This is a genomic window from Lysobacter sp. 05T417, from assembly GCF_056396405.1.
In genome coordinates this window covers 171,001-196,881 of sequence record NZ_JBFTLK010000004.1, presented here as the reverse complement: position 1 = coordinate 196,881, position 25,881 = coordinate 171,001, and the positions used below count along the sequence as shown (strand labels likewise).

General features: G+C 66.3%; 17 protein-coding genes. 3 read left to right on the top strand and 14 right to left on the bottom strand.

Annotated elements, in window-relative coordinates; all coding sequences use genetic code 11:
* The first annotated feature begins 33 nt into the window (after window positions 1-33).
* Both AC1DER_RS08760 and AC1DER_RS08755 read left to right on the top strand, forming a co-directional pair.
* Entirely contained in the window at window positions 34-1,371 is a 1,338-nt protein-coding gene (locus tag AC1DER_RS08760) for a sigma-54-dependent transcriptional regulator (RefSeq protein ID WP_477244423.1), read from the top strand.
* A 4-nt stretch (window positions 1,372-1,375) separates the two neighbouring features.
* Entirely contained in the window at window positions 1,376-2,695 is a 1,320-nt protein-coding gene (locus AC1DER_RS08755; protein ID WP_477244421.1) for a sensor histidine kinase, read from the top strand.
* 123 nt (window positions 2,696-2,818) lie between these two features.
* On the opposite strand, the gene AC1DER_RS08750 is transcribed toward AC1DER_RS08755, so the two are convergent.
* The 5 genes from AC1DER_RS08750 to glmU form a co-directional block, all read right to left on the bottom strand.
* Complete coding sequence (locus tag AC1DER_RS08750) at window positions 2,819-3,520, bottom strand: hypothetical protein (RefSeq protein WP_477244419.1); 702 nt, start codon at window positions 3,518-3,520, stop codon at window positions 2,819-2,821.
* Between the two features lie 501 nt (window positions 3,521-4,021).
* The gene (locus AC1DER_RS08745) at window positions 4,022-4,228 is read right to left on the bottom strand and encodes a hypothetical protein (protein ID WP_477244417.1); all 207 of its coding nucleotides are present in this window, start codon (window positions 4,226-4,228) and stop codon (window positions 4,022-4,024) included.
* A gap of 9 nt (window positions 4,229-4,237) precedes the next feature.
* Entirely contained in the window at window positions 4,238-14,566 is a 10,329-nt protein-coding gene (locus tag AC1DER_RS08740) for a two-partner secretion domain-containing protein (RefSeq protein ID WP_477357871.1), read from the bottom strand.
* Between the two features lie 87 nt (window positions 14,567-14,653).
* A complete protein-coding gene (locus AC1DER_RS08735; RefSeq protein ID WP_477244413.1) occupies window positions 14,654-16,357 on the bottom strand; it encodes a ShlB/FhaC/HecB family hemolysin secretion/activation protein in 1,704 nt (567 codons plus the stop codon).
* A gap of 285 nt (window positions 16,358-16,642) precedes the next feature.
* Window positions 16,643-18,013, bottom strand: a complete 1,371-nt coding sequence (gene glmU, locus AC1DER_RS08730) for a bifunctional UDP-N-acetylglucosamine diphosphorylase/glucosamine-1-phosphate N-acetyltransferase GlmU (protein ID WP_477357868.1) — start codon at window positions 18,011-18,013, stop codon at window positions 16,643-16,645.
* Between the two features lie 153 nt (window positions 18,014-18,166).
* Between glmU and AC1DER_RS08725 the strand changes: the two genes are divergently transcribed.
* Complete coding sequence (locus AC1DER_RS08725; RefSeq protein WP_477244562.1) at window positions 18,167-18,571, top strand: GtrA family protein; 405 nt, start codon at window positions 18,167-18,169, stop codon at window positions 18,569-18,571.
* Window positions 18,572-18,675: 104 nt separating this feature from the next.
* Here AC1DER_RS08725 and AC1DER_RS08720 read toward each other — a convergent pair whose 3' ends face one another.
* The 9 genes from AC1DER_RS08720 to AC1DER_RS08680 all read right to left on the bottom strand — a co-directional run bounded on the left by AC1DER_RS08720 (window position 18,676) and on the right by AC1DER_RS08680 (window position 25,868).
* Window positions 18,676-19,101: a F0F1 ATP synthase subunit epsilon gene (locus AC1DER_RS08720; RefSeq protein WP_441816499.1), complete on the bottom strand. Its 426-nt coding sequence runs from the start codon at window positions 19,099-19,101 to the stop codon at window positions 18,676-18,678.
* 12 nt (window positions 19,102-19,113) lie between these two features.
* The gene (atpD, locus tag AC1DER_RS08715) at window positions 19,114-20,514 is read right to left on the bottom strand and encodes a F0F1 ATP synthase subunit beta (protein WP_477244564.1); all 1,401 of its coding nucleotides are present in this window, start codon (window positions 20,512-20,514) and stop codon (window positions 19,114-19,116) included.
* Between the two features lie 82 nt (window positions 20,515-20,596).
* Complete coding sequence (gene atpG / locus AC1DER_RS08710) at window positions 20,597-21,460, bottom strand: F0F1 ATP synthase subunit gamma (RefSeq protein ID WP_441816497.1); 864 nt, start codon at window positions 21,458-21,460, stop codon at window positions 20,597-20,599.
* Window positions 21,461-21,554: 94 nt separating this feature from the next.
* Window positions 21,555-23,120: a F0F1 ATP synthase subunit alpha gene (gene atpA, locus AC1DER_RS08705; protein WP_477244567.1), complete on the bottom strand. Its 1,566-nt coding sequence runs from the start codon at window positions 23,118-23,120 to the stop codon at window positions 21,555-21,557.
* A gap of 64 nt (window positions 23,121-23,184) precedes the next feature.
* The gene (locus AC1DER_RS08700; protein ID WP_441816495.1) at window positions 23,185-23,712 is read right to left on the bottom strand and encodes a F0F1 ATP synthase subunit delta; all 528 of its coding nucleotides are present in this window, start codon (window positions 23,710-23,712) and stop codon (window positions 23,185-23,187) included.
* An 8-nt stretch (window positions 23,713-23,720) separates the two neighbouring features.
* Window positions 23,721-24,191 (bottom strand): F0F1 ATP synthase subunit B, encoded by a 471-nt coding sequence (locus AC1DER_RS08695; RefSeq protein ID WP_477244569.1) that lies wholly within the window; start codon window positions 24,189-24,191, stop codon window positions 23,721-23,723.
* Between the two features lie 90 nt (window positions 24,192-24,281).
* Window positions 24,282-24,578, bottom strand: a complete 297-nt coding sequence (atpE, locus tag AC1DER_RS08690) for a F0F1 ATP synthase subunit C (protein WP_158732391.1) — start codon at window positions 24,576-24,578, stop codon at window positions 24,282-24,284.
* 80 nt (window positions 24,579-24,658) lie between these two features.
* The gene (atpB, locus tag AC1DER_RS08685; protein ID WP_441816494.1) at window positions 24,659-25,489 is read right to left on the bottom strand and encodes a F0F1 ATP synthase subunit A; all 831 of its coding nucleotides are present in this window, start codon (window positions 25,487-25,489) and stop codon (window positions 24,659-24,661) included.
* Window positions 25,490-25,499: 10 nt separating this feature from the next.
* On the bottom strand, window positions 25,500-25,868 hold the full coding sequence (locus AC1DER_RS08680; RefSeq protein ID WP_233264781.1) for a hypothetical protein: 369 nt from the start codon (window positions 25,866-25,868) through the stop codon (window positions 25,500-25,502).
* Between the last annotated feature and the right edge of the window lie 13 nt (window positions 25,869-25,881).

The window sequence follows — 25,881 nt, the reverse complement described above, 5'->3', positions numbered from 1 at the left end:
CCCGGCCACGTGGCCCACTGCTAGGCTACGCCGATGCGCACCATCCTCGTCATCGACGACAACCACGCCGTGCACGTCGCACTCGACGTGCTGTTCTCCCTGGCCGACCTGCGCGTGCTGAGCGCCGAGTCGCCCGAGGAAGGACTGGATCTGCTCGAACGCGAGCGCATCGACCTGGTCATCCAGGACATGAACTTCACCGCCGACACCACCTCCGGCGAAGAAGGCATCGCCTTGTTCCGCACCCTGCGCGACCGCTATCCCGACTTGCCGATCATCCTGCTGACCGCGTGGACGCGGCTGGAATCGGCGGTGGCGCTGGTGAAGGCCGGCGCTGCCGATTACCTCGGCAAGCCGTGGGACGACCACAAGCTGATGACCGCGGTGACCAACCTGCTCGAACTGGGCGAAGCCAATCGCGCCCTGGCCGAACGCCGTGCCGAGGAGCGGCGCCGGCGCAAGGAGCTCGAGCGCGACTACGACCTGCGCGGCGTGGTGTTCGAGGACCCGGCCAGCGAACGCGTGATCAGCCTGGCCTGCCACGTCGCCCGCGCCAACGTGCCGGTGCTGATCAGCGGGCCCAATGGCGCCGGCAAGGAGCGCATCGCCGAGATCATCCAGGCCAACTCGTCGGTGCGCAGCGGGCCGTTCGTGACGCTCAACTGCGGCGCGCTGCCGTCGGAGCTGATCGAGGCCGAGCTGTTCGGCGCCGAGGCCGGCGCCTACACCGGCGCCAACAAGTCGCGCGAGGGCAAGTTCGAAGCCGCCGACGGCGGCACCCTGCTGCTCGACGAGATCGGCAACCTGCCGCCGGCCGGGCAGATGAAGCTGTTGCGGGTGCTCGAGACCGGCCGCTTCCAGCGCCTGGGCTCCAACCGCGAGCGCCAGGTCGACGTGCGCGTGATCGCCGCGACCAATGCCGACCTGCCGGCGATGATCGGCGCCGGCACCTTCCGCGAGGATCTCTACTACCGGCTCAACGTGATCGAGCTGCGCGTGCCGCCGCTGTCGGAGCGGCGCGGCGACATCCTGCCCCTGGCCGAGTCGTTCCTCGACGGCCGCCGCCAGCTCAGCGAGGCGGCGCGCTCTGCCCTGCTGCGCCATGCCTGGCCGGGCAACGTGCGCGAGATGAAGAACGCGATCCAGCGCGCGTTGCTGCTCGGACAAGCCGACCGCATCGACCCGGAGGAGCTCGGGCTGCCGGCTTCGCCGCCATTGTCGAGACCCAACGGCGATGACGAGATCGGCCGCGATGCGATCGAAGCGGCCATGCGCCGCGCCGGTGGCGTGCTGAGCCAGGCCGCCGCCGAACTGGGACTCAGCCGACAGGCGCTGTATCGCCGCCTGGACAAGCTGGGCATTCCGCGTTGATCCCATGGGCACCGCTTCGCACCGTTTCTCGCTGACCGGCAAGCTCGCCTTGCTGTTGTTCGCGTTCGCACTGGTCGCCATTGGTGTCGCGGTGCTGTTCGACTATCTGCTCGACAACTGGCCGCTGGCCGCGTCGCTGTCGGCACTGCTGTGCGCCGTGCTGGCGCCGTGGCTCGCGCACCGGTACCTGGCACGCCAGCTGAGCCTGTTCCGCGCGCTCTCCGGCTCGGTCGCGAGTTTCCGCGACGGCGACTTCAGCTTCAGCCTCGCCCGGCAATCGAACGACGAGCTCGATGACCTGGTCGAGGCGCACAACGAACTTGGGAACGTTTTGCGCCAGGAACGGCAATCGCTGTTCCAGCGTGAACTGCTGCTCGACACCGTGGTGCAGAACACCCCGACCTCGCTGGTGCTGACCGAGCCCGGTGGCGCGATCGTCTACGGCAACCTGGCCTCGCGACAGCTGTTCAACGACGGCCGCAAGATCGAGGGCCTGCGCTTCGCCCAGCTGATCGAGCGCACGCCCGCACCGTTGCGCGAGGCGCTCGGCGCTGGCCGCGACCGCCTCTTCACCTTCGAACACGCCGGCCAGGAAGAGACCTACCACCTGGCGCGACGCGAGTTCCACCTCAACGGCCGGGTGCACACGCTGTATTTGTTCAAGCGGCTGACTGCCGAACTCAATCGCCAGGAAGTGGCGACCTGGAAGAAGGTCATCCGCGTGATCAGCCACGAGCTCAACAACTCGCTGGCGCCGATCACTTCGCTCGCCCATTCCGGCGCCGAGCTGCTGCGTCGGCAGGACTACAGCAAGCTCGACCGCATCTTCGACACCATCGAAGAACGCGCGCGCCATCTGCACGGCTTCCTGCGCGCCTATTCCAGCGTTGCCAAGCTGCCGGTGCCGGAACTCGAGACAGTCCAGTGGACGCCGTTCCTGATGCGCCTGCAGCAGCACTATGCGTTCCATCTGGACGGCACGCCGCCGGAGGACGACGTCCGTTTCGATGCCGCACAGATCGAACAGGCGCTGATCAACGTGCTCAAGAACGCACACGAATCGGGGTCATCGCCAGACAAAGTCAGCCTGGCAGTGCGCCAGATCGGCCGGATGGTGCGCATGGAAGTCGGCGACCGCGGCCCGGGCATGTCGGAGACCGTGCTGGCCAACGCGCTGGTGCCGTTCTATTCGACCAAGCGCACCGGCAGCGGGCTGGGTCTGGCGCTGGCACGCGAGATTGCGGAAGCGCACGGTGGGCGGATTGCACTGGCGAATCGCGAGGGTGGCGGACTGACTGTGAGTTTGACGCTGCCGGCGGAGTGACTTTGAGCACGCCGCGGCCCCATAGCAGTTCGGTACGCCCCGAAAGCCAAGCCGAAGACTCGCAGGCTGGTGGAAAGATTTGCCCAGGCTTGGGACGCAACGCCATCTGGGAGAGGCTGTGGACTACTTTCCATCTCCGGATCCAATAGCCTGGTCGGGATTAGCGGCACGCATGCTGTCAGCCGACGCGACCGTCACAGGATAGAGCTGCTTCCAGACACTCGACGCGAGAAAGGCCGCGATCGGTACTGGGAGGTTTAGCAAGAGTGCGATGTTCACGCGGCTTTCCGACAGGCACGCTCCAACATAGCCAACACAGGGCATCAGCAGAATCCACAGCGGAAGCTGCTTCTGTCGCCACATGTGAATGCCCACGCTTGCAATGACACCGAGAGTGACCGCGAACGTAATTGCTTCGGTGTAGATTCCCGCCGAGACGGCGGTTACCATCATGACGATTGTTACGAATCCGCTATAGGCGTATACGCCGCCGATGTAGCTCAACAACTTCGACTCGCGCGCCTGCAGTCGACGTCGCCGATTGCGCTCGGCCAACGATTGCCCATGCGGGACGAGCTCGATCATTGCCGCAACGATGTCGTCTGCTCTCCCGCTTTCCATCTGAGACTTCCCTGACGATCGTCGCCAGTCTGCCAGTAGTTCGCGCAAATTCGCTTCGACAGACTGAGTGAATAGTCTTGCGGATGGCGGCGGCAGGTGTTGCTCGCGCACCCAAGCTGCTTCCGCTGCCATGAGCGTGCCGGACGCTCGTGGTGGCGTGGCCGACACCAACGCGGATGGGAAGTTAGCTTCGACGGCAGCCACTCGAGCTCGGGATGGCCAGGCCGCTAGCGCCTGACCACTGGCTGCATGCTTCTTTGATCAAGACAATCAAGGAATGCACGCCCTCGACTGGGAGTATTTCTTGCAGTAGCCGCTATTCGAGCGCCGGCCGATATCCGGAGCTGGGATTACAGCATCAATGCGGCAGGACACACTCAGTTCCTATCCGTGAATGGTCACCTCGTTCTCGAGCATCGACTCCGCCAGCAGCTTCTTCAGTCGGGCGTTCTCCGTCTCCAGCTCGCGCAGGCACTTGGCGTCGGAGACGCTCATCCCACCGAAAGCCGATGACGAGATCAGACCGCTACTGTAAGCGGGGGACGTCGACTGCTCCTCGCGGCTCTGGCCACATCGCCTCAAATCGCAGTTACACAGTTCAATTTACAGACTCACCGCTGCGGATCGCACCCTTATTGGAGGCGTATCGGCGCTCAGCTAGGTTCCGCGGTCACTGGCCCCTGGCCAGGACGTCCGTTGACAAACCTATTGTTCGATGCCTTCAGCTTCCATCAACGCGAGAAGCTGCTCGGATATCCCGGCAACATCATCAGCCGACGCCCCGATTCTTGCATCAAATGACCTTTTATCCAGCGCCGCGAACATCTCACGCATACAAGAGAACATAACAAGCAGCTGTGTCTCCGTCAGTCGAAGCGACAGCGTTCCGTCGCGGTTATTTATAAGATTCATATCCACTCCTCAATCAAACGATCTTTCTCTTTTCGGGAGTCGTGACACGTAGTCATTCCAGTCGTCAGGGCGAAACGCTGTTCCTTCCGCGTTTGGATTCCTAACAACCACTGTCCTAGTGCTCTCCTGAAGGTAGACTATTCGCCCATCTCTGTAATATCTCACCGACGATGGATTATTGACTACATTCTCGATATGTTCGGCGAACTGCTTCTCCGTTCGAATTCCGAGCCCTGCAAACTCCCCCTGCGTCAATACATGCTTCTCGAATGCATGTCCCCTGGCGATCTCCTCGGCGACTAGCTGGGACTTGAGTGCAGCTCCACTTGCCGCGGTTGTGGCATCGCGCATTGCCTCCTTGCCCACGAAACCCGCTACGTCGCCGGCTTCACCAATCACCCTGAAGGCCGTGAAGTCCATGGCGGCGAGGGCCTGCTCGAAAGGAGTACACCCATCGATCATGCACCTTAGCGCCGTCACGCCCGGCAGCATCTCGAAAGCGTTAGCCATCCCCGGATAGCGCTCGCCGGGCGATTCGACGGTCATCTGTCCGTCAGGCGCCCGCACATAGTGCAACTGCTCGTTGAACCAATAGCCAAACGCTCCGTTCAAGGCACCTTGGCGTATTGCACCACTGTCGCCTCCCGTCAGCGCTGACGTGGCTGCGCCCAGTCCACCATGCACAACGCTGCGCCCCGTGGTACTGCTCCAGTTGGCATCGATCCATGGACTGGCACTTTCCGACAGACCCGCGCTCAGCGCGCCATTCCAAAAGTTTCCGCCGCCGGCAACGTCCGCAATGCCGCCGGCCGCGCCGTGTGCAACGACCTTCTGCCAACTTCCCGCGGCATAGCCATTGGTCAACGTACCGGCGCCATAGAACAGTCCGCCGCTCAGGGCGCCGGTCCATGCCCCCTGCCCTGCGGCGTCCAGCCAATCGTCCCGGCCTTGTAGACCCGCATTTGCCGCACTGCTGGCGGCTCCCGCGGCTGCGCCGCCCACCACTGCGCCCGTGAAGCCACCGCCGACCGCACCTGCAGCCGCCGGTCCGACCCAGATGGCAAGCGCGACCGCCGCAATGGCGGCCAGCTCAGGGCTCAATCCTTCCTGATGCTCGTGCCAAACCTTCAGCGCCTCGTCCGTTCCTCGGAACTGCGCACTGTTCGGGTCCAACCTCGAGAGCCATTCCTGCCCCGGCACTTGTGACTGCCGCTGAAGGGCCGCTTCAATGCTTTCGCCTTCACGCTGGCCGATCTCGATGATCGTTTCGCCACCACGGACCGTCAGCGGACCGGTGATCTGACCTTGTCGTTGCGTGGTTTCGATGCGACCGCGATCGTCGTGCGACTGCCAAGCCCAACTTTCCGATTGCGACTGCCGTTGATAGCTGTCGCGCTCCTCCACAGTGCGCAGTGCCACGCCTTCACGGCCAGCCAGGAGCACGCCGACTGATCCGCCATCCAGATTTGCAGCCTCTGAAATGACTCGGCCGTCCGCTTCGATCGTTAGCCCCCCGCTTGCCTTGACGCTGGTCACGTTGGCCCGGGTGCTCGTGGTCTCTTCCTGACTGCTCTTATCGCGTCCGAACAGGCCACTGCCCTTCTTTTGGGTATCGACGGACTTGCTGTCCGTCTCGATTGTGCTTAGCAGGTAGACGTTCTCTCCCTTCAAGTGGGCACGTCCACCGGCTTCCAAATCGGCGCTTTGCAGCACCATCGTTCCCTCAGACTCCAGGACCAGGTCGCCACCACTGCGGAATGAGCTTCCGGTAACGGTCTGGTCCGTGGTCGTTGTCTTTGTGGTCGCCTTCCCCTGTCTTTCAACCGACGTGGTCGTACTGGTGTCCACGACTGCAGAGCTGATCAGGCCGCCGCCGGCTCGGATGGCCAAGCTGCCACCGGCTTCGGCAGTGCCCGCGTTGAAGATGGCGTCTCGGCCCGCGGCTATGACCGCATGCTGGCCGGCCTTGATCCCGCTCTGATCTATGACGGCATCGCGCCCAGCAGTGACCACGGCGCTGCCGCCGGTGGTCAGGCTGCCGGCAACGGCGCGCACGCCGGTCACGGCAGACGTGTTGGTGGTTACCGCGTTCTGCACGTAGTCGCGGCCGGCGGTGACGACGGCATTGCCGGCGCTGGCCATCCGCCCCTGGTTGATCACGTCGACCTTGGCGTCGATCTGCAGCCCACCGGTGCCGGCGTTGATCACGCCCGCCTTGGCGTTGATGCCGTCAAAGGTGACCGTGTTGATCACGCTCCCGCCGGCATCGATGGCCACCGCGTTGCCTTCGATGCGGCCGCGGTTGACGGTGTCGCCGCGGGTCGCAATGCCGGTGAACGCGCCGCCGTTGATCTTGCCGTCGTTGATCAGCTTGTCCGCGCTCAGCCAGGCGCCCTTGCTGGCCGACAGCGTGCCGTCGTTGCGCACGGTGCCGGTCGCGTTGATGTCCAGCGTGTCGCCGTCGATCAACGCGCCCTGTGCGGCCAGCCGTTCGGCGGTGGCTTTGGACAGGTACACCACCGGCACCAGCACCCTCTGGCCGTTCACCTCCTGCTCGACCAGCCAGACGATGTCGCTGTCCAGTGCGGAAATTTGCGCCGTGGTCAGCGGCGCGCCCAGTTGCAGGCCCAGACGGCCGGCCGTGGTGGCGGCGTTGTCCATCAACGCGCGGTACTGCGCGTTGGCATCGCCGTCGCCGTTCAATGTGCGGCGGCCGGTCAGTTGCAGGATCTGATCGTTGACCAGGCGCTGCTCGTAGTAGCCGTCGCCCAGGCGCTTGTGGATGTTGTTGGGATCGGTGCGCAGTGCGTTGAGCAGGTAATCGGACCCGTCCCACGGGCCGCCCCTGGCGAAGCGCGGCGCTGTGGTGACCAGGAACTTCGCGTTCGGGTCGGCGCTGAGGTCGAACATGCCGTTGTCGGCCGGGACCAGGCCCGGCAGCGGGCGCTCTGCGCTGCCGATGAACTGCGGGGCTTGCGTGGCAGGGTCCACGCGACCGGTGACGGTGCCGCCGGCGGCGCCGCCCGGGCCGTTGGCACCGGCGACAGTGCCGCCCTGCGCGGAGCCGGCTGCGGCACTGCCGTGGATTCGGTCGGTGGCCGTGCCGTCCACCGCGTCCGCGCGCGCGGCCTGTGCACCGTTGACCGCGCCCAGCGCGGTGCCGCCGGCGCCATTGAGGTTGCCGCCGTCCAACGCACCCGCCCCGCTACCGCCGGTGACGGCGGTATTGGTGACATTGCCTGCGTTGATGCTGACGGTGCCGCCGGCGGTGATTCGGGCGTTGGCCAAGGCCGGACCGTCGGTGAGCAGCGCCTGGGTGGTGGTCACGCTGAAATCGGCGTCGGTGTTCCTCCACCTGCCGCCGTCCAGGTACTGCGCCTGGATGGACGGCGCGAAGAACCACGCCGTCGTCGCCCGCTCGCCCTGGTACTGGCCCGTCACGGCAATGTTCTCCACGACAGGATCGGGCGAAGCCGGATTGAACTGCGTGCCGGCGATGGTCAGGTCACGGCCGGCAGCGATGGTGGATGCGTAATTGCGCACGGTCCCGCCGCTGTCGAGCGTCAGGTCGCCACCTGCAACGATCAGACTTTCGGCCGAGGTGTTGGCTTCATCCAGTCGCTGCCCCGTCCGGTAGGTATCCGCTTGGCGTACCCAGGCGCCGCCCGGGCCGCCGACGAGTCGTCCGCCGTCCGCTCGGTACTGGTTGATCGCAATGCGGTTGTACTCGGCGGCCGCCTCGGCCCACATTGCGTCGGTGACCTGCTCGCGGCCCCAACCGATCTGTGCAATCAGCTGCGACAGGCGCTGATCTTCCGCCGCGCTTCTGATGGCCTTTGCCGCCAGCCGGTCGTGTTCGGCGCGATCCTGCGGGCTCATGGCTGCATACAACTCGTCGAACCGGTGCTGCGAACTCAGCGCGTACGCCTCCTGCTCGGACAGCTCGTAGGTCTCCACCGCCAACATGCGCCGCTCGTTGCGGATCGTGTCGGCCGATATCCAGGCGTTGCCTTCGGCCTGGATTCGGCCGGAGATGTTCGCCACTTCCACCGCACGTGCCGAGTCGCGACCGCCAATGGACAGGGCGCCTGCACTGAAGATGTCGCCATCGCGGTTGGCCAGGCGATTGGCGCGGATGTCCAGGCTCTGCGACGCGCCGATGTAGCCCTCGCCGTAGTTCACCGCCGCCAGCGCGTTGCCCAGGTCCCGACCGTTGGTCAGCGTGTCGGCCGTGGCAGATACAAAGTCGCCGACGATATCGCCGGTGTTGTTGATGACGCTGGCACTCAACTCCAGCTCATCGCCTTCGAGGCTGGCGCCGCGGCGGTTGTCGATGCTGCCGGCGGTGATGTTGGCGTAACCGCCACCGTCGGCGTTGCTGGCGTTGATCACGCCCCGGTTGATCACACTGGTTGCACTGAGCGCCAATTCGCCGGCTGTCTGCAGCGTGCCCAGGTTGGTGAACGCGCCGGCCACCGCCAGATCCAGCAGGACATCGCTCTCAAGCCGCGGCCCCGTGCCGTAGGTGAAGTCGCCGCTGAAGTCCACGTCCAGCAGCCGTGCGCCATACAGGCGGCCGGCGCCGGTGAGCGTGGTCAGTTGCGCGTACACCTCATTGCCGACCACCTCGCCGCCGCTGACATCCAGCATCGGCGTGTTCAACCGGACCGTGCCGGCCTGGATGCGGCCGCCATCGGTGGTGCTGATGTTGGCCAGCGTGAGGGACGCAGTGCCGCCGGCGCCGAACTGGCCGCCGGCATTCACCAAAGTGCCGCTGGCGTTGTCGTAACCGAAGTTGGAACCGGCGAACACGGTGCCGCCGCTGTTGTCGACGCGGTTGGCGCGGAACGTGAGGTCGCGGTCGGCCACAAGACGTCCGCCGGCGCGGTTGTCGATATCGGCGACGTCGAGGGTCAGGTCGCCGCCGCGGGTGCCGATGACGCCGGCCTGGTTGTTGAGCGTGGCGGTGCTCACGCTGAGCGTGTCGCTGGCAGCCTGTCCGGTCAGCACTTGGCCGCGCGCGTTGTCGATGCGGGTGGCGGTCAGGCCGGCCACGCCGGTGGCGTCGATCAGGCCGTCGCTGTTGTCGAGGGCGCCACCAGCGCGCAGGGTGAGTGCGCCGATGACGGTCTCATCGGCCCCGGTCGTTTCATCGTCACCCTGACCGGCGCGAACGGTTCCGCCGTTGTTGCGCAGGTCGCCATTGCTGGTGAGCGTCAGCCCATGCGAGCCGAGTACGGTGCCGGCGCGGTTGTCGACGGTGCCGGCACGAACATTGCCCGTGCCTTCGGCGGCGATTAGGCCATTGGCGTTGGTGAGCACGCCAGTGACATCCAGCGCGAGCGCGCCTTGCGCGCCACGCTGCGCCAGCTGACCACCGGTGTTGTCCAACGCGGTGGCCGAGATGATGGTCGTGCCGACGCCGTCGAGCAGACCTCCGGTGTTGTTCAGCGTGGTCCCGGTTTGGGTGGCGCCTGCCAGGGTGAGTGCATCGTTGGCGACGATCTGGCCGCGGGCGTTGTCGATGGTGTCGGCATGCAGCGTGACGTGCTGACCCAGCAGGCCGTTCGGCATCGACGGGCTGCCAGTCCCGGCACCGGCCGCCTTGGGCGCGCGGGTGCCGCGGTTGAGCAGCGTGCCGGCGTTGGCGGTGAGATCGCCACCGGCGACGATGATTCCGCCGTCGTTGTTCAACGTGCCGTCCAAGCGGGCGGCGATGGCCTGCTGAGTCTGCACCGTGCCGCCAGCATTGGTGAGCGACTGCGCCATCATGTCGATGGCGCCATTGGCGACCACCCGGCCGGCGCTGTTGTCCAGGTGGCCGGAGGCATCGAGCACCAGCGTGGCATCGCTGGCTGCCTGCACCAGGCCGCCTGCGTTGAGCAGATCCCCCATCGTCACCGTCGTGGCGCCAGCGGTGGCCAGCTTGCCGTGGGTGTTGTCGAAGCGGCCAGCGATGCGCAGGTCGTTGGCGTCCGCGCCGGCCGCGCGGATTGTGCCATCGACGTTGTGCAGCGCGGCGGCGTCGACTCGCAGGGCGCCGTTGGTGGCGATGGTGCCGGCGCGGTTGTCAATGCGGTCGCGCACGTTCAGTCGCAGTGCGCCGGTGCCGCTGGCCGTCAGCGTGCCCTCGGCGGTGGTGAGCTCGCGTGCGTCCACACTGATCGCTCTGGCCGTGGTCGTGCCAGCACGCAGATCGATCGTGTTGCCGGTGACCGTGAGCGCCCCGTTTGCGCCCAACGTGCCCCGGGGACCGGCTATGGAATCGGCATTGACGGTGAGTGTATTGCCGGCAGTGACGGCGCCGTCGGTGTTGTCGACGGTCTCGGCGCGTACCGACAGCGCATCGTTTGTACCCAGTTGGCCCCGGGTGTTGTCGATGGTGCGGGCAGTGATGGTGAGATCTTCGGCCCACACACCGGTAGCGGCCGCCGTTTGGACGGTAGCTCGGGTGTCGCGGTTGTTGAGCGCGGCGGTGTCCAGCGAGAGCGCGCCGCTGGCGGCCACCAGGCCGGCGGTGTTGTCGAGCCCGCCGGTGGCGGTGATCTGCGAGGTGTCCGTGCCGGCCGCGCTGATGACGCCGCCGGCATTGGTCAACATGCCGCAGCCGTCGCCCTGCATGTGCACCGTTGCATCGCCGCAGGCGTCGCTGCTGGTGGTGCCAACGGTCAGATCGATCGCACCGTTGCCGGCGAGGGTGCCGCGGGTGTTGTCCAGCAGGTCACGCGCGTTGATGCGCAGGGCATCGGTGCCCGTGGCACTGAGTTTGCCGCCGGCATTGACCAGCGTGCCGGTGTCGATGCGCACGGTCCTGGCGAACGTGGTCGCGCCGCTTAGATCAGTGATCTGGCCGGTCAGGCTGAGGGTGCCGTAGCTGCCGATCGTGCCGCCGCTGCCGGAAAGCGTGGTTGCATCGATCGCCACGGCGCCGGCGGCCGTTACCGAACCATTGGTGTTGTCCAGCGTGGCGGCCTTCAGCGACACCGTATCGGTAGCGCTCATCTGGCCGTTGCGGTTGTCGACAATGTGCGACGTGACGGCAAGGGACCGTGCCTGGATGCCTTTGCCCGGGGCCGACGGTGCGCTTTGGCCGTCGTCGCTCTCCGCGGCCTGAGTGTCGCGGTTGATCAGCGCCCCGGCGGTGAGTTCAAGTGCACCGCTCGCGGCCATCAGGCCTGCGGTGTTGTCGAGGCGGCCGGTTGCGGTGATCCGCGAGGCATCACTGCCGGCCGCGCTGATGACACCGTTGGCGTTGCTCAGCACGCCGCAGCCGTCGCCTCGGACGTGAACTCTGCCGCCGCTGCAGGTGCCGCTGTCCGTCGTGCCGACATCCAGGGCGATCGCGCCGTTGCTGGCGATCGTGCCGGCGGTGTTGTCCAGCACATCGCGCGCGGCGATGCGCAACGTATCGGTGCCGATGGCGCTGAGCGTGCCGCCCGCGGTGACCAGCGCGCCTGTGTCGATGTGCACGGCCTTGGCGAACGTGGAGCCGCCTCGCAGGTCGATGGTCTGGCTGGTGAGGTGAAGCGCGCCGTTGCTGCCAAGCGTGCCGTCGCTGCCGACGATCGTGGTGGCATCGATCGTCAAGGTGTTGGCGGCGGTCACCGAACCGCTGGTGTTGTCGAGCGTGGCGGCCTTCACCGACGCGGTGTCTGCGGCGCTGATCTGGCCGTGGTGGTTGTCGATCTGCGCGGCCTGCACATCGAGCGTGGCGGCTTGGATACCGGTCGATGCCGTTTCGCCTTCGGCCGAACGCGTGTCGCGGTTGATCAGCGTGTCCGCCTGTACGCGCAATGCGCCGCCGCTGGCCAACGTGCCGGCGGTGTTGTCGAGCCGGTTCTCGACGCGAATACCGGAGGCATCGGCGCCGGCGGCGATGATCGAGCCCGCGGTGTTCTCCAACGCCTTCGCCTCAAGCTGGATGGCACCGTTGGTTTCGATCCTGCCCGCGCTGTTGTCCATGCCGTCGCGGGCGCTGATCGACAGCGCAGCCGCGCCAGTGGCCGTCAACTTGCCGCCAGCGGTAACCAGTCGCCCGGTGTCGATGTCGATGCGTCGCGCGCTGGTGCTGCCATCGCGCAGGTTCGTCGTCGTGCCGGTAAGCGTCAGCGCGCCGTTGCTGGTCAGCGTGCCGCCGGCGCCTTCGAGCGTGGCGGCGTTGATCGCCAGCGTGTTGTCGGTGCCGGCCTGCTGGACCGTACCGCCGGCGTTGCCGAGCGTACCGGCGCTGATCGTCAGGTCGCCATTACCGGCGACGGTGCCGCCATCGCCATTGTCCAGCGTGCCGGTCGCGGCCAGCGTGTTGCCGTCCGCGCCCGTCGCGACCACGGTGCCGCCGCGGTTGTCGAAGTCGTTGGCGTCCAGGCTGAGCTGCACCGCGCTGAGGGTGCCACTGCGATGGTCGGCGGTGCCTGCCTTCACCGTGGCCGCGCTGTTGGTAATGACGACGCCCTGGCTGCCGCGCAACGTGCCCGCGGTCAGGGTGAACCCGGCGTTGCCAGCATGTTCGATGCGGCCGCGCTCGTTGACGACCACGTCGCCAGACAGATCCACGCGCGCGGCATTGGCGATCAGCTTGCCGTCGCTGTTGTCGAACATCCCTGCCTGGACAAGGGCATCGCCCGTGCCGCTGTGGCTGATCGTGCCGGCGCGGTTGCTGATGGTCGCCGCCTGCAGGTCCAGGGCGCCGCCGACCTCGAACCGGCCGCCGTCGTTGGCGATGCGCTGGGCTTGCACGTGGGCGCCGTCGGTTACCGTCAGTTCGCCGCCGTTGTTGCTCAGCTCGCCCTGGGTGATGGTCAGCTCGCGCAGGCCCAGGTGACCGCCGTCGTTGGCGATGCCCGTGACGGTGGTCAGCTGCACGCCGCCCCCGGCGTTGATGCGGCCACCATCGTTGTCGAGCGCACCGGCAATGGTCAACGCGCCGCTGGCCATGGGCTCGGGCAAGGGCAGCACCACGCTGCCACCGCTCTGGTCGCCGCCGCTTGAACCGCCGGTGCTGCCGGTTCCGCCATTGCCGCCGGTGCCGCCGCCGCCGCTGGAACCCCCGCTCCCACCGTCGGATGCCTCCGCCAGTCCGATGCGGCCGCCATCGCGGTTGCTCACGTTGGTTGCGCTCAAAGCCAGGCCCTGCAGGCCCGTCTGCTCGATCGCGCCGTCGCGGTTCTTCAGCGCGGCCGCTTCGATCTGGATGCGCTGTGCGTTGAGCGTTCCGCCGCTGTTGTCCAGCGCCAGCGTGGTGCGGATCGCCGCCTCGCGTCCGGCGCTGATCAGCCCGGCGTTGGTTACGCCGCCTGTCGCATCGACTCGCGTGTTGGTCTGCGCCTGCAGCTTGCCAGTGTTCTGCAGATGGCCGTCGGCCGAGATCGTCAGTTCACCCGCCAGCGCGCCGATCGTACCGGCGTTGCGCACGCCCAATCCGTGCTCGGTTCCGAGCAACCGGATCTTGTTGGCGTACATGCCGCCCAGCGCGCTGACGTCGAGCGCGTAGTTGGGCGCGGCGGTACCAGTTGCCATCGCGCGGACCTGTGTGTGGTCGGCGCTGACTGTGTTGGCACCCGTGGTGACCTGTAGCTGGTTTGCCCACAGGCCCGCATTGGCTTCGACCGAACGCGCGATGACGTCGGTGTAGTTCTGGCGCGACGCATCCAGGCCGGCGCCGTCCAACCGGATCGCACCGCCTTCCACGCGATAGCCTTCCAGCGCGCCACCGGTGACGATCGGTTTGCCGGTGGTGAGCGTCGCGCGGTCCGCATTGATGAAGCCGCCGCCGTTGACCTGAATGCCGGCGGGATTGGCGATCACCACAGCAGCCCGATCGCCAGCCACTTCGATATATCCGTTCAGGCGGCTGGCCGGGCCGTTGACTTCGTTGAGGATCACCCTGGCCGTGCCCGTGGCCAGCCACGGATTGCCCGGCACTTGGCCGCCCAGCTGTGTCTGCGCCCCGCTTCGCGAGTTGTTGAGGATGGCGCCCTGCGTGCCGACGTCGAACTGCGAGTACGCGTTGCGCGACACGCCCGCCGCGCTGGGCGTGGTGATGTTGATCAGTGGCGCGCCGCTGGGCGCTTCCACCACGCTGGGGCGCTGGTTGCCCGGTGCGCCGCGGTCGACCCGAATCCTGCTGGCATCCTGCGCATGCGCCGACGGCACATCCAGCGTTGCCGCCAGACCCACCAGACCCAACGCGCACCACAGCGCGAAGCGCAACCTCGGAACGGTTCCCACCACCGCTCCACTGCCAGGGGTGGCCCCTCCACGAGGCGACTGCACCAGCTCCGAGGCCACCTGCCACAGACCCAGGGCGTGATTGAAGACGAGACGGTAGATGCGGTTCATTGCGCTGCTTCCCTGCTGCTTGTTCTTCGATGCTCGCGTCCGCGGCACCACACGGCGCTAACGTGGCGCCAACGCTGCTTCGACGCCTTAGTACTGCCAGCCCAGGCTGAAGCCGAGCGCGGTGACGGTGGTCTGGAAACCATCGGGTTTGCTGATCGGCGCACCGACGAACACGTCCCAGTAGCCACGGCCCAGGCCGCCGCGCAGACCGATCACGCTGCCGGCCAGGTGGTCACCCAGTTGCCACTGCGTGGCCGGACCGCCGATCTGGCCGTAGTCCAGCCCCAGATACAGTTCCTGGCCACCGCCGAGCGCCAGGGCGAAGTCGTTGCGCACTGTCCAGCCGCGCTCGCCCGTCAACGACAGTTCGCCGTCGAAACCGCGAACGGTGTAGCGCCCGCCGATCGCGAAGCGGTCCTGCGGCACCAGGGGCGTGCGATTCCACTGCGCGCGCCAGCTACCGGTGTAGCGCAGCCGCTGCGCGCCGAGTTCGAACGGAACGTTGAGCGTGAGATCGGCGGTGATGATCCGCGGACGCGAGGTGCCTTCCAGCGGCGCGCTCGGGTCGATTGCATGGAAGCGTTCTTCGGGCGATTGCAGTGCGCCGAAGGCTCCCGTGCCCCGCTTGTACCCGGCACTCGCGTCCAGCGTCGAGGTGCCCATGAACTGCTTGTAGGTCAGACCCACTGCCCAACCCGCCATGCGTCGGCGCTGCACTTCGATCTCGGTGTCGTCAACGAAGTTCTTCGACTCGCGCACCCAGCCAAGGCCATAGGCGCCCAGCTTCATACGGGCGTTGCGGAACAGCATTCTCGCCGCACGCAGCTCGGCGTTGTCGCTGCTGCCGGCGTAGGTGTAGGTCTCAAAGGGCCCGACCACGTCCTGCCGGTAGTCGTAACTGCTGGCGGTGGCGCCGAGCAACCAGTACCCGACCGGCACGTCGTAATGCGCCGTCCAGCTTCGCGTGCCTTTGCCCGCGCCGTTTGCCACGTCGTGTCCGACGTTGACGTAGAAGAGGTCGTTGAGCAGCCACCAGTCGTCGAGCGACAGCGTGGCTGCGCCCTGTAGCTTGCCTGTCGCTTTGCCACCGGAGTCGTCCAGCGTGAGGCCGAAGCGTAACGGGGACACCTGTTTCCAGGCGATCACCAGATCGCTCTCGCCCGGCCGCGCATCGTCGCCGTCAGCTGGGACGATCTGGATATTCGCCTCCACCGTTGGGATACGCTTGAAGTTTTCCAGCGCCTGCTCGATGTCGCGCAGATTCAGCAGGTCGCCAGGCTCGGCCGCCACTGCGTTCCACCACGTTGCGCGCGAGTCGGTGCCGTCGGCAAAGCGGACGGCGCGAATGCGGCCCGGCACCACCGTCAACTCCAGTTCGCCGTCGGCCAGGTCCTGCGGCGAAGCCAGGACGCGCGTGGTCACGAAGCCGCGCGCAACTATCGCGTTCTGCACACGCTTGATCACCAGGCCCACGCCTTGCGTGCCAAGGCAGCTGCCCACGGAAGGGTCCTGCGGAGGATCGGCGGCCCGCAATGCCCAGGCGAAGAGCTTTGCGTCCTCACCCACCAGTGCGATCTGGTGGATCGGGAAGCACGGGTGCTCGCTACTGGGCAGCGGTTCGAACACGATGCGGCCGGAACCAGACGGCAACCGGGCGTCCGGCGAGGGCTCGTGCTCCTCGCGCAGCACTCGTTCCCGTTCCTGCTGCCGCAGTAATTCCTGCTGGGACGGGGAAACCTGCGCCCGGACGACGGCCACAGGCACGAGCAGTCCGAAAAACAGACACTGCAAATACTGCCGACGCAGCGGCTTCCATGTCACACGCGTCACGACCGACCCCCAAATCCGGACTCCGGCAAGACGCCTTCTGGCGCGGTGCCACCACGAGCGCGAACAGTGCCAGCGCGCTGTGGGTCAGAACTATAGGATCGGTCTGAAATACCGGTCGGCGCGTTCCTTGCGGGCGCGTTCGAGCCTGTCCGACGCGATGACACGCAGTGGTAACGCCACTCGAGCTGATTGAGCCACTCGTTTCGGCATCGGCGTCAGCTGCGTCGATGCGAGCCCATCTCGCGTTTAGTGCTTCGGCTGCTTCTTCGGCCGCACCCAACCCTCGACCGCCATCTGCCGCGCACGCGCCACGCTCAGTTGTCCGTCCGGCGCATTCTTCGTGATCACCGAACCGGCGGCGATGGTCGCGTCCTTGCCGATCGTCACCGGTGCCACCAGCGACGAATTGGAGCCGATGAAGGCGCCGTCCTCGATGATCGTGGTTGACTTGTTGGCGCCGTCGTAGTTGCAGGTGATGGTGCCGGCGCCGACATTGACGCCGCTGCCGATCACCGCATCGCCGATGTAGCTCAGATGATTGGCCTTGCTGCTCACGCCGATGCGCGCATTCTTGGTTTCGACGAAGTTGCCGATGTGCACGCCATCGGCGAGCACGGTGCCCGGGCGCATGCGCGAGTACGGACCGATCTGCGCCGCGCCTTCGACCACCACGCCATCGAGGTCGCAGTGCGCGCGGATCTCGGTGCCGGCGCCAAGGCGCACGTCCTTGAGCCGGCAGAACGGGCCGATGCGCACGCCGTCGCCCAGTTCGACGCGGCCTTCGAGCACCACGTCGACGTCGATCTCCACGTCCTGGCCGACCGTCACCTCGCCGCGCTGGTCGAAGCGGGCCGGATCGACCAGGCGCGCGCCCTGCAGGCACAGCGCACGCGCGGCGCGGCGCTGGAAGGCGCGCTCGAGCTGCGCCAGCTGCCAGGGGTCGTTGGCGCCTTCGACTTCGAGCGGATCGCGCACGTGCACCATCTCGGCCGCGTTGAACTCGGCCGCGGCAGAAGCGAACACGTCGGTGAGGTAGTACTCGCCCTGGGCGTTGTCGTTGCCCAGGTGCTGCAGCCAGCCGCGCAGCGCCTCGCCGTCGGCGACGAGGATGCCGGTGTTGACGGTGCGGATCGCGCGCAGTTCGTCGTCGGCATCCTTGTGCTCGACGATACGGCCGACGCGGCCCTGCGGATCGCGGACGATGCGGCCGTAACCACTCGGGTCGTCGAGATCGGCGACCAGCACCGCGATCCGGCCCGGCGCCGCCAGCAGGTGCTGCAGCGTGTCCTGCGTGATCAGCGGCACGTCGCCGTAGAGCACGAGCACGCGCGCATCCTGCGGCACCGCGGGCATGGCATGTTGCAGGGCGTGGCCGGTGCCCAGGCGCTGCTCCTGTTCGGTCCAGTGCAGGTCGGTCTGGTCTGAGAAGGCGGCGCGGACCTGCTCGCCACCATGGCCATAGACGACATGGATGCCGTCGGCGCCCAGGCCGCGTGCCGTGTCGATGACATGCGCCAGCATCGGCCGTCCTGCGATCTTCTGCAGCACCTTGGCCGTGGCCGACTTCATCCGCTTGCCCTCGCCCGCGGCGAGGATGACGACGTGCAACTGGCTCATGCGAAATCCCGTTCGATTGCTGCGCCAGTGGCGCTCCGGGTCAATCTTAGCAATCCCCGCGGGCGCCCGGCCGCCGGGCTTCCGGGGTGAGCCCAGCCGGGCGAACGCGCCCCGCCACTGCGCGCGGGACGGCATCATGCCTAGAATCGCGCCATGCGAAATCCCTTCCGCGACTCGACGCTCCTCCGCCAGGGCGGCAGTTACTTCGTCATCGGCGTGGTGCAACTGCTCGTGGACTGGGCAACGTTCGTCGCGCTCAGTGCGCTTGGCCTGGCGGTTGTGCCGGCCAACCTGTGCGGTCGCGTCGGCGGCGCGCTGCTCGGGTTCTGGCTCAATGGCCGCTACACCTTCGCCAGCGCCGAGACCGCGGTGGGGCGCCGCCAGTTCGCGCGATTCCTGGTGATGTGGGTGCTCACCACCATCGTCAGCACCTGGGGCGTGGCCCATGTCGACCGGCTCGTCGGCCTGCACTGGGCGTGGCTGGCCAAGCCGGTCATCGACCTTGGCCTGGCGGCGCTGCAGTTCGTGCTGTCGCGCCACTGGGTCTATCGTCGCTGAGGTCCGGCGTTCAGGTTTGGCGTTAACGAATAACGAAAAACGCCGGCACTGGGCCGGCGTTCTCGGGTCGATCGACGATCCGCAGCGCGGACCGGCTTGGACACTCAGTGCTTCATGTTCTTGCGCAGGCGCTCGAGCGCGCTGAGCTGGGCGATGCTCATGGCCAACTGGTTCTGGGCTTCTTCCATGCTCATCTTCGGATCCTTCTTCGACAGGATCCGCTCGGCTTCTTCCTTGGCGGCGCGGACAGCGGCTTCGTCGATGTCCTGGGCGCGCACGGCGGTGTCGGCCAGCACCGTCACCACGGTCGGCTGCACCTCGAGGATGCCGCCGGAGATGGCGAAGTCCAGGTGCTCGCCGCCCGGCAGGGTCACCACGACCTTGCCCGGCTTGAGGCGGGTGATCAGCGGCGCATGCTTGGGCGCGATGCCCAGCTCGCCCATTTCACCGGTGGCGACCACCAGCTCGGCTTCGCCGTGGAAGATTTCCTGCTCGGCACTGACGATGTCGCAACGAATGGTGGATGCCATGGGAATCTCCGGTCAGCCTGCGATCTTCTTGGCCTTCTCGACCGCTTCCTCGATGCTGCCGACCATGTAGAACGCCTGCTCCGGCAGGTGGTCGTACTCGCCTTCGACGATGCCCTTGAAGCCGCGGATCGTGTCCTTCAGCGCGACGTACTTGCCCGGCGAACCGGTGAAGACTTCGGCGACGTGGAACGGCTGGCTGAAGAAGCGCTCGATCTTGCGCGCGCGCGACACGGCCTGCTTGTCTTCTTCCGACAGCTCGTCCATGCCGAGGATCGCGATGATGTCCTTCAGTTCCTTGTACTTCTGCAGGGTAGACTGGACCTTGCGCGCGACTTCGTAATGCTCCAGGCCGATCACGTTCGGATCGAGCTGGCGCGAGGTCGAGTCGAGCGGATCGACGGCCGGGTAGATACCCAGCGAGGCGATGTTTCGCGACAGCACGACAGTGGCGTCGAGGTGGGCGAAGGTGGTCGCCGGCGACGGGTCGGTCAGGTCGTCCGCGGGCACGTACACGGCCTGGATCGAGGTGATCGAACCGGACTTGGTCGAGGTGATGCGCTCCTGCAGGACGCCCATTTCCTCGGCCAGCGTCGGCTGGTAGCCCACGGCCGACGGCATGCGGCCCAGCAGTGCCGACACTTCGGTACCGGCCAGCGTGTAGCGGTAGATGTTGTCGACGAACAGCAGCACGTCGCGGCCCTTGCCCGAGGCGTCCTTCTCGTCGCGGAAGTACTCGGCCATGGTCAGGCCGGTCAGCGCGACGCGCAGGCGGTTGCCCGGCGGCTCGTTCATCTGGCCGTACACCATCGCCACCTTGTCGAGGACGTTGGAGTCCTTCATCTCGTGGTAGAAGTCGTTGCCCTCACGGGTACGCTCACCCACGCCAGCGAACACGGACAGACCCGAGTGCGCCTTGGCGATGTTGTTGATCAGTTCCATCATGTTGACGGTCTTGCCGACGCCGGCGCCGCCGAACAGGCCGACCTTGCCGCCCTTCGCGAACGGGCACATCAGGTCGATGACCTTGATGCCGGTTTCGAGCAGGTCGTTGCCCGAGGACTGGTCCTCGTACGACGGAGCGGAACGGTGGATCTCCCAATGCGCCGAAGCGGCGACTTCGCCAGCCTCGTCGATCGGGCGACCCAGCACGTCCATGATGCGGCCCAGGGTGCCGGCGCCGACCGGCACCGAGATGCCCTTGCCGGTGTTGTTGGCCACCAGGTTGCGCTTGAGGCCGTCGGTCGAGCCGAGCGCGATGGTGCGCACGACGCCGTCGCCAAGCTGCTGCTGCACTTCGAGCGTGATCTGCGTGTTGTCGACCTTCAGCGCGTCGTACACCCGCGGCACGGACTCGCGCGGGAACTCGACGTCGACGACCGCGCCGATGATCTGAACGATCTTGCCCTGACTCATGGTGGTTTCCTCGTAACTTTAAAGCTGGTGTGCAGTCGCGACTATCGCGCCCGCGGGATTGGTGATGGCTGTGCCGGCGCGGTCAGACCGCGGCGGCACCGCTGACGATTTCCGAGATTTCCTGGGTGATCGCAGCCTGGCGGGCCTTGTTGTAGACCAGGTTCAGCGTGCCAATCAGCTTGGTGGCGTTGTCCGAAGCGGCCTTCATCGCGACCATGCGCGCGGCATGCTCGGAGGCGACGTTTTCCAGCACCGCCTGGTACACCAGCGACTCGACGTAACGGGTCAGCACGTGCTCAAGCACGGTCGCMGCGTCGGGCTCGTAGATGTAGTCCCAGTCGTGGTGCGCGACCTTCGTGTCCGATTCCGGCAGCGGCAGCAGCTGGTCGAATGCCGCGCGCTGGGTCATCGTGTTGACGAAATCGTTGTAGCAGATGAAGACGCGGTCGACGTTACCGCTGCTGTAGCCGTCGAGCATGACCTTGATCACGCCCACCAGCTGCTCGAGCTTGGGGTGGTCGCCCAGGTGGGTGACCGAACCGACCATGTTGACGTTGATGCGACGGAAGAACACCGAGGCTTTCTGGCCGATGGTGACCACGTCGATCTCGACGCCCTGCTCCTGCCACTTGCGGAACTCGCCCAGCAGCTTGCGGAACAGGTTGTTGTTGAGGCCGCCGGCCAGGCCACGGTCGGAGGACACGATGATGTAGCCGACGCGCTTCACGTCCGGGCGCTCGACCAGGTACGGATGCTGGTAGTCGGAGTTGGCCTGGGCCAGGTGACCGATCACCTGCTTCATCACGCGCGCATACGGGCGCGAGACCTTCATCCGGTCCTGCGCCTTGCGGATCTTGGATGCCGAGACCATTTCGAGCGCGCGCGTCACCTTGCGGGTGTTCTGCACGCTCTTGATCTTGGTTTTGATTTCGCGGCCGCCTGCCATGTATCGCTCGCTTTCGGTTCATCATCGGGCGGGCCGGAGCCCGCCATTGCTGCAGACGGGCCGGAGCCCGTCGCAACCCTTTACCAGTGCACGCTTACCAGGTTCCGGTCTGCTTGAACTCGGCGATGCCCTGCTTGAAGGCCGCCTCGATCTCGTCGTTCCAGGCACCCGAGGCGTTGATCTTGCTGATCAGCTCGCCCTGGGTGTTGGCGAAGTGCGCGTGCAGGCCGGCTTCGAACGCCAGCAGCTTGCTGACCGGCACGTCGTTGAGGTAACCCTCGTTGACGGCGTAGATCGTCAGCGCCTGCAGCGCAATCGACATCGGCGCGTACTGCTTCTGCTTCATCAGCTCGGTGACGCGCTGGCCGTGCTCGAGCTGCTTGCGGGTGGCTTCGTCCAGGTCGGAGGCGAACTGCGCGAACGCAGCCAGCTCACGGTACTGGGCAAGCGCGATACGGATACCGCCCGAAAGCTTCTTGATGATCTTGGTCTGGGCCGCACCACCGACGCGCGACACCGAGATGCCGGCGTTCACGGCCGGGCGGATGCCGGCGTTGAACAGGTCGGTCTCGAGGAAGATCTGGCCGTCGGTGATCGAGATCACGTTGGTCGGGACGAACGCGGAGACGTCGCCGGCCTGCGTTTCGATGATCGGCAGCGCCGTCAGCGAACCGGTCTTGCCGGTGACCTTGCCTTCGGTGAACTTCTCGACGTACTCCTCGGACACGCGGGCTGCGCGCTCGAGCAGGCGGCTGTGCAGGTAGAACACGTCGCCCGGGTAGGCTTCGCGACCCGGCGGGCGCTTGAGCAGCAGCGAGATCTGGCGGTAGGCCACGGCCTGCTTGGACAGGTCGTCGTACACGATCAGGGCGTCTTCGCCGCGGTCGAGGAAGTACTCGCCCATGGTGCAGCCGGAGTAGGCGCTGATGTACTGCATCGCGGCCGACTCGGACGCCGTCGCCGCAACGACGATGGTGTGCGCCATGGCGCCGTTCTCTTCCAGCTTGCGCACGACGTTGGCGACGGACGAGGCCTTCTGGCCGATCGCCACGTACACGCACTTAATGCCGGTGCCCTTCTGGTTGATGATCGCGTCGATGGCCAGGGCGGTCTTGCCGGTCTGGCGGTCGCCGATGATCAGCTCGCGCTGGCCACGGCCGATCGGGATCATCGAGTCGACGGTCTTGTAACCGGTCTGCACCGGCTGGTCGACCGACTTGCGCCAGATCACGCCCGGGGCGACGCGCTCCACCGGAGCGGTCAGCGAAGCGGTGATCGGGCCCTTGCCGTCGATCGGCTCGCCCAGCGCGTTGACGACGCGGCCGAGCAGTTCCGGACCGACCGGCACTTCGAGGATGCGGCCGGTGGTCTTGGCCACGTCGCCCTCGCGCAGGTGTTCGTAGTCGCCCAGGACCACGGCGCCGACCGAGTCGCGCTCCAGGTTCAGCGCGAGTGCGAAGGTCTCGGCGCCCTGATCAGAAGCGGGCAGCTCGATCATTTCGCCCTGCATCACGTCGGCCAGACCGTAGATGCGCACGATGCCGTCGGCGACCGAGGTGACGGTGCCTTCGTTGCGCGCTTCGGCGGTCAGCTTGACCTTCTCGATGCGGGTCTTGATCAGTTCACTGATTTCGGACGGGTTGAGCTGGGTGGTAGCCATGGGTTTAGGTCCCTTGATCCGGTATTACCCGGAAATACAAATTGAAAGCCGGCAGATGAATTCGTTATTGCGCGAGCGTGGACTGCAGGCGCGCGAGCTTGCCCTTGAGCGAGCCGTCGATGACCACTTCGCCGGCGTCGATCACGGCGCCGCCGATCAGCGAGGCATCGACCGCCGTCTCGATCTCGACATCGCGGCCGAAGCGCTTGACCAGCGCGGCCTTGATGGCATCGAGTTCGGCAGCCGGCAGTTCGCTGGCAGCAGTGACCTTGGCCTTGACCACGCGCTCGGCATCGGCGCGCAGCTCCTCGAACAGGCCGGTGATTTCCGGCAGCAGGGCGAGGCGGCGGTTGTCGGCGAGCAGGCCGAGGAAGCGGGTGAAGCTGTCCTCGGCACCGTCCATCGCCAGCAGGCCGACAGCGTCGACCGGATTGATCAGCGGATGGCCGAGCAGCGCCTGCGCCTGCGGATCGGCAGCCACACGGGCGGCGAACGCGAGCGCCTGCGACCATGCGGCAGTGCGGCCGCTTTCACGCGACAGCGCGAAGGCGGCACGGGCGTACGGACGGGCGAGGGTCAGTGCCTGGGTCATCGCTCAGCTCAGATTTCTGCGGCCAGCTCGTCGAGCAGCGCCTTGTGGGCGTTGGCATCGATTTCGCGCTTGAGCAGCTTCTCGGCACCGGTCACGGCCAGCGTGGAGACCTGCTTGCGCAGCTCCTCACGGGCGCGATTGGCGCTGGCTGCGATCTCGGCATCGGCAACCGCCTTCTGGCGGATGGCTTCTGCGATCGCGTCGTTCTTGGCCTGGTCGATGATCTGATTGGCGCGCTGATGCGCCTGCTCGATGATCTCGTTGGCCTTGGTACGGGCGGTGCGCAGCTCGGCGTCGACGCTCTGCTGTGCCTGCGCGAGGTTCTTCTGGCTCTGCTCTGCAGCGGCCAGACCCTCGGCAATCTTGTGTTGTCGTTCTTCGATCGCCTTGTTGAGGGGCGGCCAAATGAACTTCATCGTGAACCAGATCAGGATCGCGAAAGTGATCATCTGGCCGAAGAAGGTCATGTTGAGATTCATGACAGCTCCGATAGGGCGCTGCGGGCGGTGATGCCCGGGAGAGCCGTCCGCTTGGCGGACGGCTCCGGTGCTTCTACAACGTCGAACTGATTAATGCGCGGCGCCGGCGGTGGCGGCAGCAGCATTCTTGACTTCGCCCAGCAGCGGGTTGCCGAAGGCGAACAGCAGGCCGACGGCCAGCGCGATGATGAACGCCGCGTCGATCAGGCCGGCCAGCAGGAACATACGGCCCTGCAGCATCGGCACCAGCTCCGGCTGACGGGCAGCCGACTCAAGGAACTTCGAGCCCATCAGCGCGATGCCGAGGCAAGCGCCGATAGCGCCGAGGCCGACCATCATGCCGATCGCGATAGCGGTCAGGCCCTGCACACTGGCGATGAATTCCATGGTTTTCTCCTACTGAAACGTTTTGGTTGGACTAACGGATAGATAAAGCGCGGAAGGGTGAAGCGAAAACAAAAGCGGACTCAGTGACTCTCGTACGCGCCGGCGATATAGACGACGGTGAGGATCATGAAGATGAAGGCCTGCAGCAGCACGATCAGGATGTGGAACAGCGCCCATGCAGCGTTGAACAGCACGCCCGGCACGAACATGATCAGGCTGCCGCCGAGCAGGCCGGCGATGAGCATGAACACCAGCTCGCCGCCGTACATGTTGCCGAACAGTCGCATTGCCAGGCTGACCGGCTTGACCAGGTACTCGATGACGTTGAGGCCCAGGTTGGCCGGCGCCAGCGCGATCTTGGTGCCGGTGCCGTGCGCGTGGAACGGCGCGGTCAGCAGCTCCTTGCCGAAGCCGAAGCCGCCCTTGGCCTTCACCGAATGCCACAGGATCAGGAAGAACACGACGACCGACATGGCCAGCGTCGTGTTGAGGTCCGCCGTGGGGACCCAACGGAAATAGGTGTGGTGCGCGACATCGGCGCCGGCGGCCAGCTTGATCGCCGTGTACGGCGCGTCGAGCGGCAGCAGGTCCATGCAGTTCATCATCACGACCCACATGAAGATGGTCAGCGCCAGCGGGGTCAGCGAGCGGCGGTCGCCGTGGAAGCTGTCCTTCACCTGGCCGTCGATGAACTCCAGGATCAGCTCGACGAAGGCCTGGCCCTTGCCCGGCACGCCCGAGGTGGCCTTGCGCGCGAAGTAACCAAACCAGGTAATGAAGATCAGGCCCAGCACCAGCGACACCGCCCAGGTGTCGATATGGAACGCACCGCCGAAGAACTCGACCGAGTTCTGCTGGAGGTGGTGCTGGATGTATTCGTTCAGGCCGCCCGAACCGGTCTGTTCACTCACGAAAAGACACCTATCGTTTCAAAAGGTTGGCCAGGACGAATGCCAGCGTTCCCGCAAGCACTCCCACCAGCATTGGCAACGGCGGCAGCTTGAACCCGGCGAGGCCGAGCGTTAAAACTGCAAACACCACTACCCACTTCAACATCACCCCGGCCAGAAGCCGCCCCACCGCCATCCCGGCCGGCTGGATACCGCCTCCGAGGGCCATCAGGGCCGCTACGACACTGCCCGCGACGATCGCGCCACCGCCGACCGCCGCCGCCAGCGCCGAAGGCGCCCCGAAGGGGAGGAAGGCCAGCGCGACCAGCGCTGCCGCGCCGGCCTGCCAGGCAGTCGCGCGCGACGCCAGCCGGCGACCTGCGGACAATGGATCGTGCACGCTGGACTCGTCG